The sequence below is a fragment of the Polynucleobacter sp. MWH-UH25E genome, from assembly GCF_018687095.1.
Classification (GTDB): Bacteria; Pseudomonadota; Gammaproteobacteria; order Burkholderiales; family Burkholderiaceae; genus Polynucleobacter.
In genome coordinates, this window is the sequence record NZ_CP061286.1 from 984,680 (window position 1) to 1,000,363 (window position 15,684).

Genomic DNA, 15,684 nt, shown 5'->3' on the forward strand with positions numbered 1-15,684 from the left:
ATCCTTTGTGTAAATTTCAGTGAGTCCATTGGGCAGGATCTTGTCCTCTCCAATAGACTCTCCGGAGAGAGTCTGATTGGTTAAGATCGATCGATTAGATCTTGCCTACGAGGTCCAAAGATGGAGTCAAAGTAGCTGCGCCTTCTTTCCATTTTGCTGGGCATACTTCACCTGGATGAGCGGCTGTGTATTGAGCGGCTTTGAGCTTACGCAATGTTTCAGAAACATCACGAGCGATTTCATTAGAGTGAATCTCAGCTGTCTTGATCACGCCCTCTGGGTTGATGATGAATGTGCCACGCAATGCCAAACCTGCTTCAGGAATATGTACGCCAAATGCGTTTGTCAATGTGTGTGTTGGGTCGCCAACGAGAGGGAACTTTGCTTTACCAACAGCAGGAGATGTCTCATGCCAAACTTTGTGTGAGAAATGCGTGTCAGTTGTAACGATATACACTTCAGCACCTAATTTTTGGAACTCAGCATAGTTCTCAGCTGCGTCTTCAATTTCAGTTGGGCAGTTAAATGTAAATGCTGCTGGCATGAAAATGAGAACTGACCATTTGCCCTTGAGGGTCTCGTCAGTGATAGTTACAAACTTACCATTGTGGAACGCTTCGGTTTTGAATGGTTGTACGGCTGTATTGATAATAGACATGGTGCTCCTTTTCCTTTTTTAACTAAATGATTCGTGAAAAACTGTGACAACGGAGTCCATTCTAGGCACTATCTTGATATTTGTATAACAAATAATATTGATATAAATAATCGATTTATTAGATAACAAAAACTGGGTTATAAACCCCTAAAAAGCGGGATAATGATGGCTTAGTTCAATTCCTTTGATAACCACTTTAATAAGACATCTTTATGCACGTTTCATTTCTCAGGCTTGCAAAGCCAATTTCCTTAATTGCCTTTGCTCTTATTGCACTTTCAGGTTGTCAGTCCACTGGAAAAGATGGCAAACCGCTTACTCAAGAAGAGATCATTCAAAAGCGCGAGGCTACTCTGAAGATGGCGCAAACGGGATTGGATGCTTTGCTCAAGCAAAACCCAGCAGTCAAGAAAGAAATTGATGCGGCAGCAGGGTATGCGGTTTTTGATGCAACCAATGTCAATATTGTGTTGATAGTCGTAGCGCGTGGCGAGGGCGTATTGTTCGACAAGCGTCGCAAAGAGCCCGTCTTTATGCAAGACCTTAAAACAGGCGAAGGTCTTGGAGCAGGCTATCAAACGCAATATCAAGTTGTCATTTTTAAGACAGCTTCAGCGATTGATCAATTCTTACTCTCCACTATAGATGGTCAGCAGGGCGGAATTGATGTAGATGCAAACTTCTCAGCCGGATCTGGCGGAACGATTCGATCATTCAACCCAAGTATTACGATTTATACGGTTGGGTTATCTGGCTATGATTTACAGGCAAACTGGGGTGGTGCTTTGTATTTGGTGGATCAGCAATTGAACGATGCCGCTACCTTAAAAAGCATGCCAAAGAAACCGACATCGGCTACTCCCGCCAAATAACAGCCCTCAAAAATAAGAGCCTGGTATCTCTGTAAGTCAGGCTCTACTGGTATTTCTCTATAGCAACACCCCAAAACCGGAGTAGATTGGTATATACCAATATCTCTTATGGAGGGGTTGAGCAAAAGTCCGCAAAAGGCGATAGACGCCAGTAAGGCAGTAAGTCGAGTTGCCATGGAAAGTGCGCAAGCGATTGCTAGCATTAATCAAAAGGTAGCCCAAGAATTCGCTGAATTAATTCAAAAGCGGGTTTCTGATCTCATGAAAACGCAAGACCCAAAAACGGCATTTGATTTTGTTCATGCTGAGGTTTTGCAAGACGCTGCTAAAGAAGTTGCTCACTATCACCAGCAGTTGCTAGACGTGCTCCGAAGCGGAAATAAAGAATTGTCTGAAATCGCTGAAGAGATGATTCAAGATTCAAAGGCTGATCTGATTCATTTTGTAAATGATGCGACCAATAACGCACCCGTTGGCAGTGAGGCATACGTATCTGTATTCAAGACCTCATTTAATAATGCGCTTCAGAATTTTGAATTAGTGCGCGCTGCAATGGCTGATTCATTCGCAAACTTTGAAAAGAGTGTTGAGAGTGTCACCAACTTATCTACCACTAAAGGTTCTTCAAAGAAGAAGCAGGGCAAAGACTAGGGCTGGCATCAATATCGCATCTGGAGCTGCAGTGCGGTTTGAATAGTTTGATAGTGGATTTCGACGGTGGAGGTAATTTCTTTACCATAACCACCTGCCATTGAAAATGCAATGGGGATGTTTCGGTCAAGGCCATATTGAAATACGGCCTCATCCCTTAATTGCATTCCTTCTTTAGAGATTTTTAGTCTACCGAGGCGATCATCTTCATGGGGATCTGCGCCGGCAAGGTAAATGACAAAGTCAGGTTTAAATCGATTATCTAATTGATCAAGACAATCGTTGAGAGTCTGCAAATAAGTTTGGTCATCACAGCCATCTTGAAGGCCACAATCTAAATCGCTTACCTCTTTTTGGAATGGGAAGTTATTTTCCCCGTGAATAGATAAAGTAAATATCGAAGAATCGTGTTGAAGTATGGAAGCAGTCCCATTACCTTGATGAACATCGAGGTCAACAATTGCAATTCTGAGTTTAGGGTTGATTTCTTTCTGTAGGGTGCACGCGGCAACCGCCGCATCATTAAAAACGCAGAACCCACTGCCACGATTACGATAAGCATGATGTGTGCCGCCGGCAAGGTTTCCTGAGATGCCATCTTGCATAGATGATTTAGCTGCGGCAATAGTCGCGCCGGCGGAGCGTCTAGAGCGCTCCACCATTTTCTCGCTCCATGGAAAGCCAATCTCCTTTTGCTCGGCATCGCTTAATTTACCATTTACAACTCTTAATAGATAGCTTGGGTCATGGGCGTAAAGTAATTGCGTATCGCTGGCAGCGGGAGCTTCGATTAGAAAAAGATTGGGTAGTTCACTAACCAAATCACGCAAGCGAGAATATTTTTCCATCGGGAAGCGATGTCCCGGCGGAAGAGGTAAAACAAAATGGTCGGAATAGTAGGCGTTCAAGGCTAATCAGTTGGCGGTTTAATTCATTCTAGCCGTGCTTTTCGACTCCTGCCTAGGAATGTCTTTTGGGGTATGATATTTTTTCTCATAACAAATATAAATAGGTGACACGTGACTAAAGCGCGAGTAGTGAGCTTAGATAAGCTAGGCAGTGCAGACGTAATTAAATTGATTGATAAAGAATTACCTCCGCCAGCTAAAGGTGAAGTGCAATTGCGACAAACAGCGATTGGTTTTAACTTCATCGATGTCTATCAACGATCAGGGATTTACCCATTGGATCTGCCTACAGGCTTGGGTCATGAGGCTGTTGGCGTGGTGGAAGCATTAGGCGATGGCGTGACTGGACTCAAAGTGGGCGATCGCGTTATGTATATGAATGCTGGTATCGGCGCTTATGCAAGTGCACGTAATGTGGCTGCCGATAAATTAGTTCCCGTTCCAAGCAATGTGTCTGATGAAGTGGCTGCCGCGGTTTTCTTTAAAGCAATGACAGCGCAATACTTGGTGCAAAAGACTTATAAAGTGAAAGCAGGCGATATTGTTTTGGTACATGCCGCTGCTGGTGGTGTCGGCCAAATTTTGGCAGGTTGGGCAAAAGCATTGGGCGCCTTTGTGGTTGGTACGGTTGGCTCGCAAGCAAAAGTAGCGGCAGCAAAAGCAGCGGGTTGCGATGCGGTAGTAGATTATTCCAATCCAAATTGGGTTGAGGAAGTTTTAAAGGCAACCGGTGGCAAGAAAGCCAATGTGGTTTATGACTCTGTAGCTAAAGATACGTTCTTGGGTTCCCTGGATTGCGCTGCACCTTTTGGCACTGTTGCGCTCTTCGGTGCAGCCTCTGGTCCTGCTCCTGAAATTCAGCCAGAGATCTTGAACAAGAAAGGTTGCCTATTCTTAACTAGACCATCTGTTTTCCCGCACAATGCAACACATGCTTTGCTTCAAGAAAATGCGAAGGCAGTATTTGATGCAATTTCTAAAGGGTATGTCAAAGTGCAGCTTGGCGCTAAATTCCCCCTGGAGCAGGCTGCGGATGCGCACCGTGCCGCTGAGGGTAGAAAAGTATCTGGCGCAATCGTGATGATTCCTTAAATCAACAGCGCCTCAATTCAAGCCCTGCTCAGCAGGGCTTTTTTATTTTGTGCGCAAGTTGTAATATTAAAGGATGAGAACACTGCTTAAACATACTTGCACATGCTTGTTATTTGTCCTGGGAGGTTTTGCGTTTGCGCAAATTCCTGCTACCCAGCATTCGAATGGCATCTCCTACATTTCCGGTGGAGTTGGAGAGGAGGAGACTGTTGCGATTTTGGCTCAAGCAAAACAGTGGCCAGTGCTACTTGAGTTATCTCAAATTGAGAATGGTAGAGGGGTATGGATCTTTGGTGCCAATATTCAAATAACTAACACCAAGAAGCAGGTAGTGTTTAATGTCTCGGCTGATGGCCCATACATGCTGATTAACTTGGAGCCGGGAGATTATTCTATTGAGGCAAGTTATCAGGGTGTTGAGCAGAAAAGGGCGTTAAGCGTGAAAGCAAATGCATCACAAAAAATCTCTCTTTTCTGGAAATAAGTAGTTTTGTCTTTAATTCCCGCAAATCTGCAGAAAATATTTTCTTGGCTGGCGATTGCTAGCCTTTGCTTTATTTCCGCCCCATCTCATGCGCAATCATCCCCCTCGTTGGCTTCTGGGGATGAAATTTGGTTGGGTACTTACGATCAGATGCTTGAGCGCGGATTGATCCGAGTTGCCGTTCCATACGACCGAACAATCTACATTAACGATAAAGGAACGCCTCGAGGGCTTGCAGTGAATATGGCTCGTGTATATGAATCATGGGCTAATGCTAAAAACGTGGGTCAAGGAAAGAAGAAAGTTGCTGTTAAGCTAATTCCTGTTGCTAGAGCTGAGCTCTTTACCGCCCTGAGTTCCGGTAAAGCTGATATCGTGATTGGTAATCTGGGTGTGAATCAATCCTTACCAAATTCCAATGAGTTTCTACTCAATCATGCATTTCGATTTAATCGAGAAGTGCTGATATCTGGTCCCAGCTCAATCAATATTTCTAGCATTCAAGATCTTTCGGGGCAAACTATCTATGGTGGGCCCAATATTAATTTTGATGCCACCTTGCAGCCCTTAAACAAAGATTTGAAAAAGGCTGGTAAGGCACCTGTTAATCTTGTTTCCCCCTTAGGCGTCTTGGATGATGAGGATTTGCTGGAGATGGTGGATGCAGGCCTGATTCCATTTGTCATCATTGCTGATTGGAAGGCCAGGCTGTGGCAACCGGTTTATAAGCAATTGCAGATCCACAATGATATTTATGCGGATGATTTAGGATGGGTTGGCTCAGCTGTTCGAGCCAGTAATGCGGACTTAAATGCAGAACTTTCGGAGTTTTATCGAACTGATATATTTAATAAAGCCTTAGATGCATTTCATGAGCAAGAATACAAAGATCATGCAAAGGGTTTAAAAGATCCTGTCGAAAAATCTGCTTGGGAGCGTTTTGAGTCTATGAGCTTGCTCTTTGATAAGTATGGCGCTGAATACAAAATTGATCCGCTTTTCATTGCATCGCTTGGTTTTCAAGAAACATTACTCAATCAAAATGCCGTAAGTAAAGTTGGTGCAGTAGGTGTAATGCAACTCATGCCTACTACCGGCAATGCTCTTGAAGTGGGGGATATTCATTTATTGGAGCCTAATATTCATGCAGGCGCTGACTATATGAATGAGCTCATCACAAAGTATTTTCCAAATATCAATTTTGCCGGCAATAATCGCGCCATATTTGCCGTGGCTTCATACAATATCGGCCCCAATAATGTTGCTAAGGCCAGGGATCTTGCTAAGCAGCAAGGATTTGATCCAGACCAATGGTTTGGTAATGTTGAGTTTGCTGCGGCAGAGCATATGGGCTATGAGCCCATGGTTTACGTGAGGAACGTCTATAAGTACTTTATTTCTTATGAGTTAAAGCTTAAAAAGATTCAAAGTATTCAGCCTTAAGCGGCCCTAAGTATTGGTGCAGTGCCATATAAGAAATGGCAGTACTCACGATTTCAATTTGCGCTATAGTTTTCCAAGTTACATAAAAAGATCATAGGAGACAGCATGATAGGAAGTCATTCACTTAAACAAGCTCTTGGTATTGCATTGGCGATTCCCTTGCTATTTATTACCGGACATTCTGTCTATGCTCAGAGTGCCCCTAGTGCACAAGGTAAAACAGAGTTGTTGTGGTTTGGCCAGGCTGGTTTTCGGATTAAAACACCCGAAGGCAAGATGATTTTGATTGACCCTTGGATTACTGGCGGACCTAAAACACCTCCGCAGTATAAGAATGATCTTGCTGCCATTGGGCCAATTGATGTTGTGCTGGTTACCCATGCGCACGTCGATCATATTGGTGATGCACCGACTGTTGCTAAATCGAATAATGTGAAGTTGTATGGCCCAGCAGATATGATGACGCCACTCAATACTTTAGGAATATTACCCCCAGAGCTTAGCTGGCGCTTTAATAAGACTGGACGAGTTACTCCATTGCCAGGTGTAAAAGTAACTGCAGTACAAGCTGAGCATTCTTCCTTGCTGGTTTGGAAAAATCCAGCCACTGACAAAATGGAATCTCATCCTGCAGGTGAGCCAGTAGGCTACATCATTGAACTGGAGAACGGATTCAAGATTTGGCACATGGGCGATACCGGCTTATTTAGTGATATGAAATTCATTAGCGAGCATTACAAGCCAGACTTGGTATTGATTCCGATTGGTGGCAATTTCACTATGGCGCCAGATGATGCGGCTTATGCTTTAAAAACTTGGGTGAAGCCAAAAATGGTGATCCCAATGCATTACAACTCCAATCCAATGGCAAAGGGCACGTTGGCTGAGTTCCAGGCTGCCATGAAAGGCAGCAATATCAAAATTATTCCTATGACCGAGGGAGAAACAGTCCAGTTTTGATGGCTTACCAGCTCAAAACCTCAAACCCCACATATATTGTGGGGTTTTTTATTGGGAAAACAGGTGGGTATTGCAATTAGTTCTAATTAGTACTAAACTAGTTCTAGTTAGTACTTTTAGAGTTAATTGAATCGATATGACTTTTTTGCCCGTTTTAAGAAATTTGGTGTCTGCCTATCAGGCATTTGAGCGGTATTCAGCGCCAGATCTTCGATCTATGGGTTTAACCATGACCCAGTTTGATGTCATTGCGACATTAGGTAATCAACCGCCCATGACTTGCAAGGAGCTGGGTGAAAAAACCTTGGTTACTAAAGGCACCTTAACAGGTGTACTGGAGCGATTGGAATCAAAGGGCATCTTGGAGCGTAAGTTAAATCCAGAGGATGCACGCAGTCAGATGATTGGATTAACTCAAGAAGGGCAGAAGTTATTTGAAAGAGTGTTCCCAGCCCATTTGCAGCATCTGGGGAAAGCATTTAATCAATTAAGCGTTAAAGAGCTTGCAAGCGTTTCAGATGCTTTGCAAACCCTAACTACTGTTTTTGACAAATAAATTTTTTATAAAGAAAAGGAATCAATATGAACGCAGTTTGCAAATCTAGCGCAGGTCCATTGACATTGACAGCACGTATCTTATTAGCAGCAATTTTTATCTCTGCTGGCTTATCAAAGCTCTCTGGCTTTGATGGAACAGTTGGCTATATTGCATCAAAAGGTTTACCTCTTCCAGCGGTATTGGCTACCCTCACAATCGCTTTGGAAGTGTTAGGTGGAATTGCTGTGGTGATCGGCTACAAAGCCCGTGTAGCAGGTTTCTTGCTGGCTGGTTTTTCAGTGGTTGCCGCCTTTATTTTTCATAATTTCTGGGCGGTTCCTGCTGATCAAGCCTACATCCAGAATATTATGTTTATGAAGAATTTGAGTATGGCTGGTGGCTTGTTGTTGTTGACTGTTTTTGGCGCTGGTGGATTTTCTATCGATGCTAAAAACAAGGCAAATGAGTCTTAATTAGTAACTTAATAAACAATATTCATACGGTATTAATAGGAGAATGAAATGACAAAAGTAGCTGTTGTATTTCATAGTGGCTATGGCCACACAGTAAAGCAAGCGGAAGCGGTTGCAAAAGGTGCAAACGGTACTTTGGTTGCTATTGATGCTGAAGGTAATCTTACCGATGCACAGTGGACAACTTTAAATGAAGCTGATGCGATTGTATTTGGATCGCCAACTTATATGGGTACCGTGAGCTGGCAATTTAAGAAATTTGCCGATGCTAGTTCAAAGCCATGGTTTTCACAGCAATGGAAAGATAAGGTGTTTGGTGGTTTCACAAACTCCGCAACGATGAATGGCGATAAGCATTCAACATTGCACTATTTCTTTACCTTGGCGATGCAACATTCTGGCTTGTGGGTTGGTACTGGTTTAATGCCGTCAAACTCCAAAGCGGCAAAACGTGATGACGTGAACTATGTTGGCTCATTCGCTGGTGCGATGATGCAAACCCCATCAGATGCTGGGGCCGATGAGGTGAACCCTGGCGATCTTGAGACTGCCAGACTCTATGGTCAGCGCATTGCCGAAATCACAAAACGCTTGAAATAAACGACTTTTATTTTTGGCTTATGGAAAACCACCTTCGGGTGGTTTTTTCTTTTCGGAGAGACAGGGCTTATAATGGCGTAAGCAATTGAATTAAAAGAGATTATTCTCTAAAAATCCCTTTCTGTACGTTTGACAGCCAATAGGGGCTCTTGGACAATGCGTTTGGCGGTTTGATTCAAGCCCTAAGCCCTCATGACAGCCCATTTTTCCTCGACCTCCAGTAACGACAGCTTGACTCTACAAGCTCAAGATTTGGCGTGTGTACGTGGGGAGCGAAAATTATTCTCTAAGCTCAGTTTTGATTTGTCCTCGGGTGATTGTCTTCATGTACGTGGCGAAAATGGCGTTGGAAAAACCAGTTTGCTGCGCTTATTGACTGGCTTATCGAAGCCCGATGCAGGCCAGATTTTGTGGAATCAAGAATCCATCTCAAAACAGACTGATCGATACCACCGCGAACTATTGTTTTTAGGTCACCGGGATGCTCTTAAGGAAGAGTTAACCGCCCTTGAGAATCTTCAAACTTATGCTGAGCTTGATGGAATTGCATTGCCTGTTGAAAAAGCATTGGCGGCATTGTGGCGTTTTGGATTGCGTGGCCGTGAAAGTTTGCCAGTCAATTGTTTGTCGGCTGGACAGAAGCGCAGGGTATTGATGGCGCGTATGCTTACGCGTCAAGCGAAATTGTGGATATTAGATGAGCCCTTTAATGCGCTTGATGTAAACGCAGTTGCTCAGCTTGAAGAGCTAATGACTGAACATCTAGCATCAGGTGGCTTATTGGTATTGACTAGCCACCAGGCAGTCAGCGTTCCTGGCGTAAGGGTGCTGGATCTATGAGCGCCCTATTTGCAGTTGTTCGTCGTGACTTATTATTAGTGGCACGCCGTAAGAGTGAAGTGCTTACCGCGTTATTCTTCTTTGTAGTTGTCACTAGTCTTTTCCCGCTGGGCATTGGTGCTGATGCGGCACTCTTGCGCAAGATTGCGCCAGGAGTGATCTGGGTGGCGGCTTTGTTGTCGACTTTACTGGGGCTGCATCGGATGTTCGCAGTTGATTATGCGGATGGCGCTCTCGAGCAAATGGCATTGTCACCTCAGCCAATGGTGATGATTGTCGCGGGAAAAATTATGGCGCATTGGATTGTGTGCGGTTTGCCGCTTGTGATCTTGGCACCTGTTATTGGTATTCAGTTTGACTTAGATAAAAGCTCTCTGTATGTATTAATGGGAACGCTTCTATTGGGTACCCCAGTTTTGTCTTTATTAGGTTCTATTGGTGCGGCTCTGACCTTGGGTGTGCGTGGAGGAAGTTTGCTGGTGAGTTTGCTGATATTGCCTCTCTATACTCCAGTATTAATTTTCGGTGCTGGCGCGGTATATGCGAATAATGTTGGCTTGGATGCTTCAGGACATTTTTCGCTCTTGGGCGCTATTTTCATTTTGGCTTTAGCATTTGTACCGTGGGTCAGCGCCAGCGCCGTAAAGATTGCAATTGAATGACAGAGAATACTTTTTCTAATAGCCGCTTGATCAATTGGTTTAAGTTATCAAGCCCAAGCATCTTCTATCCGGTGGCGGGTAAGCTCATCCCTTTCTTCTGGGTCTTAACTGCAATCTTTGGTGCGATCGGACTGTGGATTAGTTTTTTTGTTGCGCCTGTTGATGCTGTGCAAGGACAGGGCTACCGCATCATTTTTATTCATGTTCCTGCATCTTGGATGTCGATGTTTATTTATATCGTGATGGCGGCTTGGGCGGGAATAGGCCTCATCTTTAATACACGTTTGTCTGCAATGATGGCTCAAGCCTTAGCACCCGTTGGTGCTTGGATGGCATTTCTATCCTTATGGACTGGTGCATTTTGGGGTAAGCCAATGTGGGGCGCATGGTGGGTTTGGGATGCGCGCCTGACATCAGAATTAATTTTGTTATTTTTGTACTTGGGTTTTATCGCGTTACAAGCCTCTATTGATAACCCACGTAGAGCTGATAAAGCAGGTGCAATCTTGGCTTTAGTCGGTGTTGTGAATGTGCCAATTATTTATTTCTCGGTGAAGTGGTGGAATACCTTGCATCAGGGCGCCTCAGTTTCATTAACGAAAGCTCCTGCAATGGCGCAAACGATGTTGTGGGGAATGTTGATGATGGCGCTTTGTTTTTGGATGTATTCAATTGCGGTAGGGTTAATGCGGGTGCGCACAATCATTCTGGAGCGTGAAGCTCATGCGGATTGGGTGAAGCAGTTACATGAAGTAAAAGAGGTAAATGGCTAATGTGGAATAGTCCAGCAGAGTTTTTTGCAATGGGCGGTTACGCCCTGTATGTATGGTGCAGCTTTGGGGTGTGCGTTTTAGTGATGCTCATTGAGCCGATTAACATTTGTATTCGCAGGAAAGCCGTCATTCAAAGACTTCAGCAAGAGCGCTTAGCGGAGCAGTTTGATCAAGAGGGTCGCCAGTGAAGCCAAGACATAAACGTGCACTCATCATTGTCGCTGCTCTAGCAGTGATTGCTATAGCAGCTTTACTTATTTTGAATGCGCTAAATAGCAATATTGCTCTTTATGTAACGCCAAGCGAAGTTGCTGCTGGCAAAGCTCCGCAAGGTCAAGCATTTCGGATCGGCGGTATGGTGAGAGACGGTTCATTGAAGCGCGATGGTTTGACTGTGCACTTTGTGATCACCGATATGGTGAAAGATATTTCTGTGTCTTATACCGGTATCTTGCCGGATTTATTTAAAGAAGGTAAGGGCGCTGTGATACAAGGACGTCTTAACACTAATGGTGAGTTTGTCGCAAGTGAAGTGCTTGCGAAGCATGATGAAAACTATATGCCCCCTGAAGCGAAGCATGCTCTAGAGCAAGCGCAGAAAAATGGAAGTCAAAAATGATTCCTGAGCTTGGGCATTACGCGCTGATCCTAGCGCTTTGTGTAGCTTTAATACAGGGTATCTTGCCTTTGGTGGGCGCGCATTATGGCCGTCGCGAATTTTTAGTGCTTGCAAGACCCGCTGCGCAAACCGCATTTCTACTGTTGGCAATTGCTTTTGGAACTCTCGCGTGGAGTTTTTACGTTAACGACTTCTCTGTTCTTTATGTGGCAGAGCACTCGAATTCACAGTTACCGGTAATTTATCGTTTAGGTGCGGTATGGGGCGGTCATGAGGGTTCTTTATTACTGTGGATCTTTTTATTAGGCACTTGGACTATTTTGGTTGCCCAGCTTTCAAAAGCCTTAGATGAGTTTATGGTTGCGAGAGTCATCGGTATTTTAGGTTTAGTAAGCAGTGGTCTATTGTTATTTGTACTCTCTGCATCAAATCCTTTTGAGCGTTTATTACCTGCCGCACAAGATGGACGATCTTTAAATCCCTTGCTACAAGATCCTGGCTTGGTGTTCCATCCGCCGATGTTGTACATGGGGTATGTTGGTTTCTCAGTAGCGTTTGCTTTTGCAATTGCCTCTTTGCTTTCTGGAAGATTGGATGCAGCATGGGCTCGCTGGTCACGTCCGTGGACAACAGCAGCTTGGATATTTTTAACGCTGGGTATCGCACTGGGATCTTGGTGGGCTTACTACGAACTTGGTTGGGGTGGCTGGTGGTTCTGGGATCCTGTTGAGAATGCATCATTTATTCCGTGGTTAGTTGGCACAGCTTTATTACACTCTTTGGCGGTAACAGAAAAACGTGGTGGCTTTAAGAGCTGGACTGTACTCTTAGCAATTACCGCTTTCTCACTCTCATTGTTGGGAACATTCTTAGTGCGCTCTGGCGTACTTACTTCCGTTCATGCATTTGCTACCGACCCAAGACGTGGAATATTTATCTTGATATTCCTATCCTTGGTAGTGGGCTCATCATTAACTTTGTATGCGTGGCGCGCACCCAAAAATACCTTGGGCGGCAAATTTAGCTTGAGCTCAAGAGAAACTTTTATTTTGTTAGGTAATGTGTTCTTAGTGGTTGCTGCAGGCTCTGTATTGCTTGGGACTCTTTACCCTTTGTTGATAGACGCTCTCCACTTGGGAAAAATTTCAGTAGGCCCTCCTTACTTCAATAGTGTTTTTGTCCCAATCATGGTACCGCTCTTAGTGTTAATGGGTGTTGGACCATGGGCTAATTGGAAAAATACTGAGTTGATATCAGTGCTCAAGCGTTTGTGGTCTGCAGGTTTGGTTGCCGTGATTGCAGGTGTAGCGATTCCTTTAATCATGGGCCAGTTCACCTGGTTAGCGGGACTTGGCTTCTTATTGGCTTTTTGGATTATTGCTTCTGGCTCTTTGCAAATTCTGCGTCAGATCAAATTGGGTAAGCCAACACGCTCCTTTATTGGTATGCAAATTGCGCATCTTGGCATCGCGATCTTTGTTATTGGCGTAACCATGGTGGGCGCATATCAAGAAGAGAAAGATGTACGCATGCTTGCCGGTGACACGGTAAGCGTTGGGGGCTATCAAATTCAACTAGAGGGCGTTGAGCTTGTCCCTGGACCCAACTATCAGGCAATGCGTGGCACATTCACCTTAAGCAAGAATGGATCGACCCAAGCTATTCTGTACCCTGAAAAGCGTAACTACTTCTCATCAACGATGCCAATGACGGAGGCGGCAATCGATATTGGTTTAACTCGAGATGTTTATGTATCTCTGGGTGAGGAATTAAGTGATAAGGCCTGGGCTGTGCGCGTGTATTACAAGCCATTCGTAGATTGGATTTGGGGTGGCTGCCTATTAATGGCTTTGGGCGGAATCTTTGCGATGATGGATAAACGTTATCGCATGAAATTAAAGAAGGCTTCGTCATGAAAGTTAAATTTTTAATCCCATTGCTTTTGTTTATTGTCTTAGTGGTATTTTTGGGCATTGGCCTTAACCGTGATCCACGTGAGGTTCCTTCACCTCTTATTAATAAGCCAGCACCTGCTTTTGAGGTTGCGCAACTAGCTCAGCCCAATAAAACATTTTCTCCAGTCAGCATGAAGGGCCAAGTTTGGGTTCTGAATGTCTGGGCATCTTGGTGCGTCGCTTGTCGTGAGGAGCATCCAGTCTTGGTTGAGCTATCAAAGTCTGGGGTAGCACCAGTTGTTGGGCTCGATTACAAAGATAAACGTGAAGATGCTTTAGCAATGTTGCAACGTCAAGGTGACCCCTACGTACTATCAGCATTTGATGGGAATGGCCGAGTGGGAATTAATTATGGTGTGTATGGCGTTCCAGAAACATACATCATCGATCAGGCGGGCATTATTCGATTCAAGCATATTGGCCCCATCACTATGCAGGTCTTGAACGAAAAAATATACCCATTAATTCGTGAGATCAAGAAATCATGAAATCCATTTTCTTGGCGATTGCTTCCATTTTTATATTGCAGGTGACATATGCAAATGATGCTGCACCACTGGCGGATGATCCTGTAACAGAGCAGCGTCTGATTAGCATCTCCGAAGAAATGCGCTGCCTAGTTTGCCAAAATGAATCTTTGGCGGGATCCAGATCTGATCTAGCAAACGATCTTCGTAGAGAAATTCGTACGCTCATCAAAGAAGGTAAGAGTGATGAGCAGATTCGTAGTTTTATGGTGGAGCGATATGGTGATTTTGTGCTGTATCGTCCACCCGTCAAGCCAATTACTTGGCTTTTGTGGATCGGTCCGTTTGTGATTTTGCTGATGGGCATTAGTTTTTTGTTTTCCTACTTACGCCGTCGCAATACTAATGTGGCCGCAAAAGAACTGAGCGCTGAAGACAATCAAAAGATTGATGCTCTTCTAAATACGCTTTCTAAGAATGATCGGGATTGACCTCATGATTAGCTTTTTCATTCCCGCATTTCTTCTATTGGTAGTAGTGCTGGTCTTATTGCTCAGACCATTCATCTTTAGTAAAGGGGAAGAAAGTACATCACGCCGTCAAATGAATGCCGCTATCTATCAAGAAGAGTTAGAAAAGTTGGCGGCAGAGCAGGCTGCCGGAAGAATTGATGCTCAAGAATATGAGATGAGTCATGCTGAGATGCGTCAGCGTCTTTTTCAGGATGCCGAAGTTGAAGATGATAAAGCTACGATGGGCTCCGCTAAAAAGGTCATTATTGGTTTGATCGTATTTGTCGTGCTTTTATCCTCCGCTCTATATCTCGTCTTGGGTGACGTATTTCGAGTGGCGCAAAGAAATGATCAAAAGCCTATGACTCAGGCGGGCGTTGAGCAAATGGTTGCTGATTTCGCGCTGAAGATGGAAAAGGATCCAGATAATTTAAAAGGGTGGGCAATGTTGGCTCGCTCTTATCGCATCTTGGGACGCAATGAAGATGCTGCAAAAGCCTATGCGCGTGCAGGTAATTTCATTAACGACGATCCCGAGCTTCTGGCTGAGTATGCGGATGTTTTGGTTGGTACTGCCAATGGAAGTTTCAAAGGTAAGCCACTGCAATTAATTCAGCAAGCACTCAAATTGGATCCTAATAATTTATTGGCTCTGTGGTTGTCTGGTACTTCTGCATATACGAGTGGAAATTATTCTGCGGCAGCGGAAACTTGGGGGCGACTCGCAAAGCTACTGCCTCCAGGGTCGGATGAGGCACGTGCGATCGCCGCCTCTATTGAAGATGCGCGTTCTAAAGGTGGGCTTTCCAACTCCCCTGCGCTTGCTGGAAAAACAATCACTGGTCAAATTGATTTAGCTCCTGAGCTGAAGTCCAAGCTCAAGCCAGGTGATATGTTGATGGTGATTGCAAGGCAGCCAGGTGAGCGTATGCCAGTGGCAGTTCTTAAAGTGCCAGTCACTAAATTTCCATTTAGCTTTGTATTGGATGATTCATTAGCTATGAATCCTAATAAGCGGATTTCTCAGCTTTCTGAGGTCAGTGTTGAAGTTAGAATCTCAAAGACGGGTATGGCTAAGGCTGAGCCAGGAGATTTGATATCGGATACGCAAACCGTAAAGCTTGGCTCATCTAAGGTGAGCATTTTGGTTAATCAGGTTTATCCGTAATTACTGAAT

General features: G+C 44.4%; 20 protein-coding genes. 18 read left to right on the forward strand and 2 right to left on the reverse strand.

The window, feature by feature from the left end; genetic code table 11:
* Positions 1-94: 94 nt before the first annotated feature.
* Positions 95-658, reverse strand: a complete 564-nt coding sequence (gene ahpC, locus ICV39_RS05235; RefSeq protein WP_173956236.1) for an alkyl hydroperoxide reductase subunit C — start codon at positions 656-658, stop codon at positions 95-97.
* Positions 659-870: 212 nt separating this feature from the next.
* On the opposite strand from ahpC, the gene ICV39_RS05240 reads away from it, so the two are divergent.
* Both ICV39_RS05240 and ICV39_RS05245 read left to right on the forward strand, forming a co-directional pair.
* Positions 871-1,530: a hypothetical protein gene (locus ICV39_RS05240; protein ID WP_215390805.1), complete on the forward strand. Its 660-nt coding sequence runs from the start codon at positions 871-873 to the stop codon at positions 1,528-1,530.
* A 108-nt stretch (positions 1,531-1,638) separates the two neighbouring features.
* Entirely contained in the window at positions 1,639-2,181 is a 543-nt protein-coding gene (locus ICV39_RS05245; RefSeq protein WP_215389106.1) for a phasin family protein, read from the forward strand.
* A gap of 8 nt (positions 2,182-2,189) precedes the next feature.
* Here ICV39_RS05245 and ICV39_RS05250 read toward each other — a convergent pair whose 3' ends face one another.
* Complete coding sequence (locus ICV39_RS05250; RefSeq protein WP_251372628.1) at positions 2,190-3,089, reverse strand: histone deacetylase; 900 nt, start codon at positions 3,087-3,089, stop codon at positions 2,190-2,192.
* A 111-nt stretch (positions 3,090-3,200) separates the two neighbouring features.
* Here ICV39_RS05250 and ICV39_RS05255 point away from each other — a divergent pair, with 111 nt between their 5' ends.
* The 16 genes from ICV39_RS05255 to ccmI all read left to right on the forward strand — a co-directional run bounded on the left by ICV39_RS05255 (position 3,201) and on the right by ccmI (position 15,675).
* Positions 3,201-4,181 carry a quinone oxidoreductase gene (locus tag ICV39_RS05255; protein ID WP_215389108.1) on the forward strand — a complete coding sequence of 327 codons (981 nt, stop codon included), beginning with the start codon at positions 3,201-3,203 and terminating at the stop codon, positions 4,179-4,181.
* Between the two features lie 73 nt (positions 4,182-4,254).
* Positions 4,255-4,665 (forward strand): carboxypeptidase-like regulatory domain-containing protein, encoded by a 411-nt coding sequence (locus tag ICV39_RS05260; protein ID WP_215389109.1) that lies wholly within the window; start codon positions 4,255-4,257, stop codon positions 4,663-4,665.
* A 6-nt stretch (positions 4,666-4,671) separates the two neighbouring features.
* A complete protein-coding gene (locus ICV39_RS05265; protein WP_215389110.1) occupies positions 4,672-6,108 on the forward strand; it encodes a transglycosylase SLT domain-containing protein in 1,437 nt (478 codons plus the stop codon).
* A gap of 105 nt (positions 6,109-6,213) precedes the next feature.
* On the forward strand, positions 6,214-7,068 hold the full coding sequence (locus ICV39_RS05270; RefSeq protein ID WP_371816518.1) for a metal-dependent hydrolase: 855 nt from the start codon (positions 6,214-6,216) through the stop codon (positions 7,066-7,068).
* A 136-nt stretch (positions 7,069-7,204) separates the two neighbouring features.
* On the forward strand, positions 7,205-7,624 hold the full coding sequence (locus ICV39_RS05275; protein WP_215389111.1) for a MarR family winged helix-turn-helix transcriptional regulator: 420 nt from the start codon (positions 7,205-7,207) through the stop codon (positions 7,622-7,624).
* Between the two features lie 26 nt (positions 7,625-7,650).
* Entirely contained in the window at positions 7,651-8,079 is a 429-nt protein-coding gene (locus ICV39_RS05280; RefSeq protein WP_215389112.1) for a DoxX family protein, read from the forward strand.
* A 48-nt stretch (positions 8,080-8,127) separates the two neighbouring features.
* A complete protein-coding gene (locus ICV39_RS05285; RefSeq protein ID WP_215389113.1) occupies positions 8,128-8,679 on the forward strand; it encodes a flavodoxin family protein in 552 nt (183 codons plus the stop codon).
* A gap of 192 nt (positions 8,680-8,871) precedes the next feature.
* On the forward strand, positions 8,872-9,519 hold the full coding sequence (gene ccmA / locus ICV39_RS05290) for a cytochrome c biogenesis heme-transporting ATPase CcmA (RefSeq protein ID WP_215389114.1): 648 nt from the start codon (positions 8,872-8,874) through the stop codon (positions 9,517-9,519).
* The gene (ccmB, locus tag ICV39_RS05295; RefSeq protein WP_215389115.1) at positions 9,516-10,181 is read left to right on the forward strand and encodes a heme exporter protein CcmB; all 666 of its coding nucleotides are present in this window, start codon (positions 9,516-9,518) and stop codon (positions 10,179-10,181) included. Before ccmA ends, ccmB begins: the two co-directional genes overlap by 4 nt.
* Positions 10,178-10,954, forward strand: coding sequence for a heme ABC transporter permease (locus ICV39_RS05300; RefSeq protein ID WP_215389116.1), 777 nt, complete (start codon positions 10,178-10,180; stop codon positions 10,952-10,954). Before ccmB ends, ICV39_RS05300 begins: the two co-directional genes overlap by 4 nt.
* Positions 10,954-11,142 carry a heme exporter protein CcmD gene (ccmD, locus tag ICV39_RS05305; RefSeq protein ID WP_215389117.1) on the forward strand — a complete coding sequence of 63 codons (189 nt, stop codon included), beginning with the start codon at positions 10,954-10,956 and terminating at the stop codon, positions 11,140-11,142. The genes ICV39_RS05300 and ccmD overlap by 1 nt, the downstream gene beginning before the upstream one ends.
* The gene (gene ccmE, locus ICV39_RS05310) at positions 11,139-11,573 is read left to right on the forward strand and encodes a cytochrome c maturation protein CcmE (RefSeq protein ID WP_215389118.1); all 435 of its coding nucleotides are present in this window, start codon (positions 11,139-11,141) and stop codon (positions 11,571-11,573) included. The genes ccmD and ccmE overlap by 4 nt, the downstream gene beginning before the upstream one ends.
* Complete coding sequence (locus tag ICV39_RS05315; RefSeq protein ID WP_215389119.1) at positions 11,570-13,489, forward strand: heme lyase CcmF/NrfE family subunit; 1,920 nt, start codon at positions 11,570-11,572, stop codon at positions 13,487-13,489. The genes ccmE and ICV39_RS05315 overlap by 4 nt, the downstream gene beginning before the upstream one ends.
* Positions 13,486-14,016, forward strand: a complete 531-nt coding sequence (locus ICV39_RS05320) for a DsbE family thiol:disulfide interchange protein (RefSeq protein ID WP_215389121.1) — start codon at positions 13,486-13,488, stop codon at positions 14,014-14,016. The genes ICV39_RS05315 and ICV39_RS05320 overlap by 4 nt, the downstream gene beginning before the upstream one ends.
* On the forward strand, positions 14,013-14,486 hold the full coding sequence (locus ICV39_RS05325; RefSeq protein ID WP_215389123.1) for a cytochrome c-type biogenesis protein: 474 nt from the start codon (positions 14,013-14,015) through the stop codon (positions 14,484-14,486). Before ICV39_RS05320 ends, ICV39_RS05325 begins: the two co-directional genes overlap by 4 nt.
* A gap of 4 nt (positions 14,487-14,490) precedes the next feature.
* On the forward strand, positions 14,491-15,675 hold the full coding sequence (gene ccmI, locus ICV39_RS05330) for a c-type cytochrome biogenesis protein CcmI (protein WP_215389125.1): 1,185 nt from the start codon (positions 14,491-14,493) through the stop codon (positions 15,673-15,675).
* Positions 15,676-15,684: the final 9 nt, after the last annotated feature.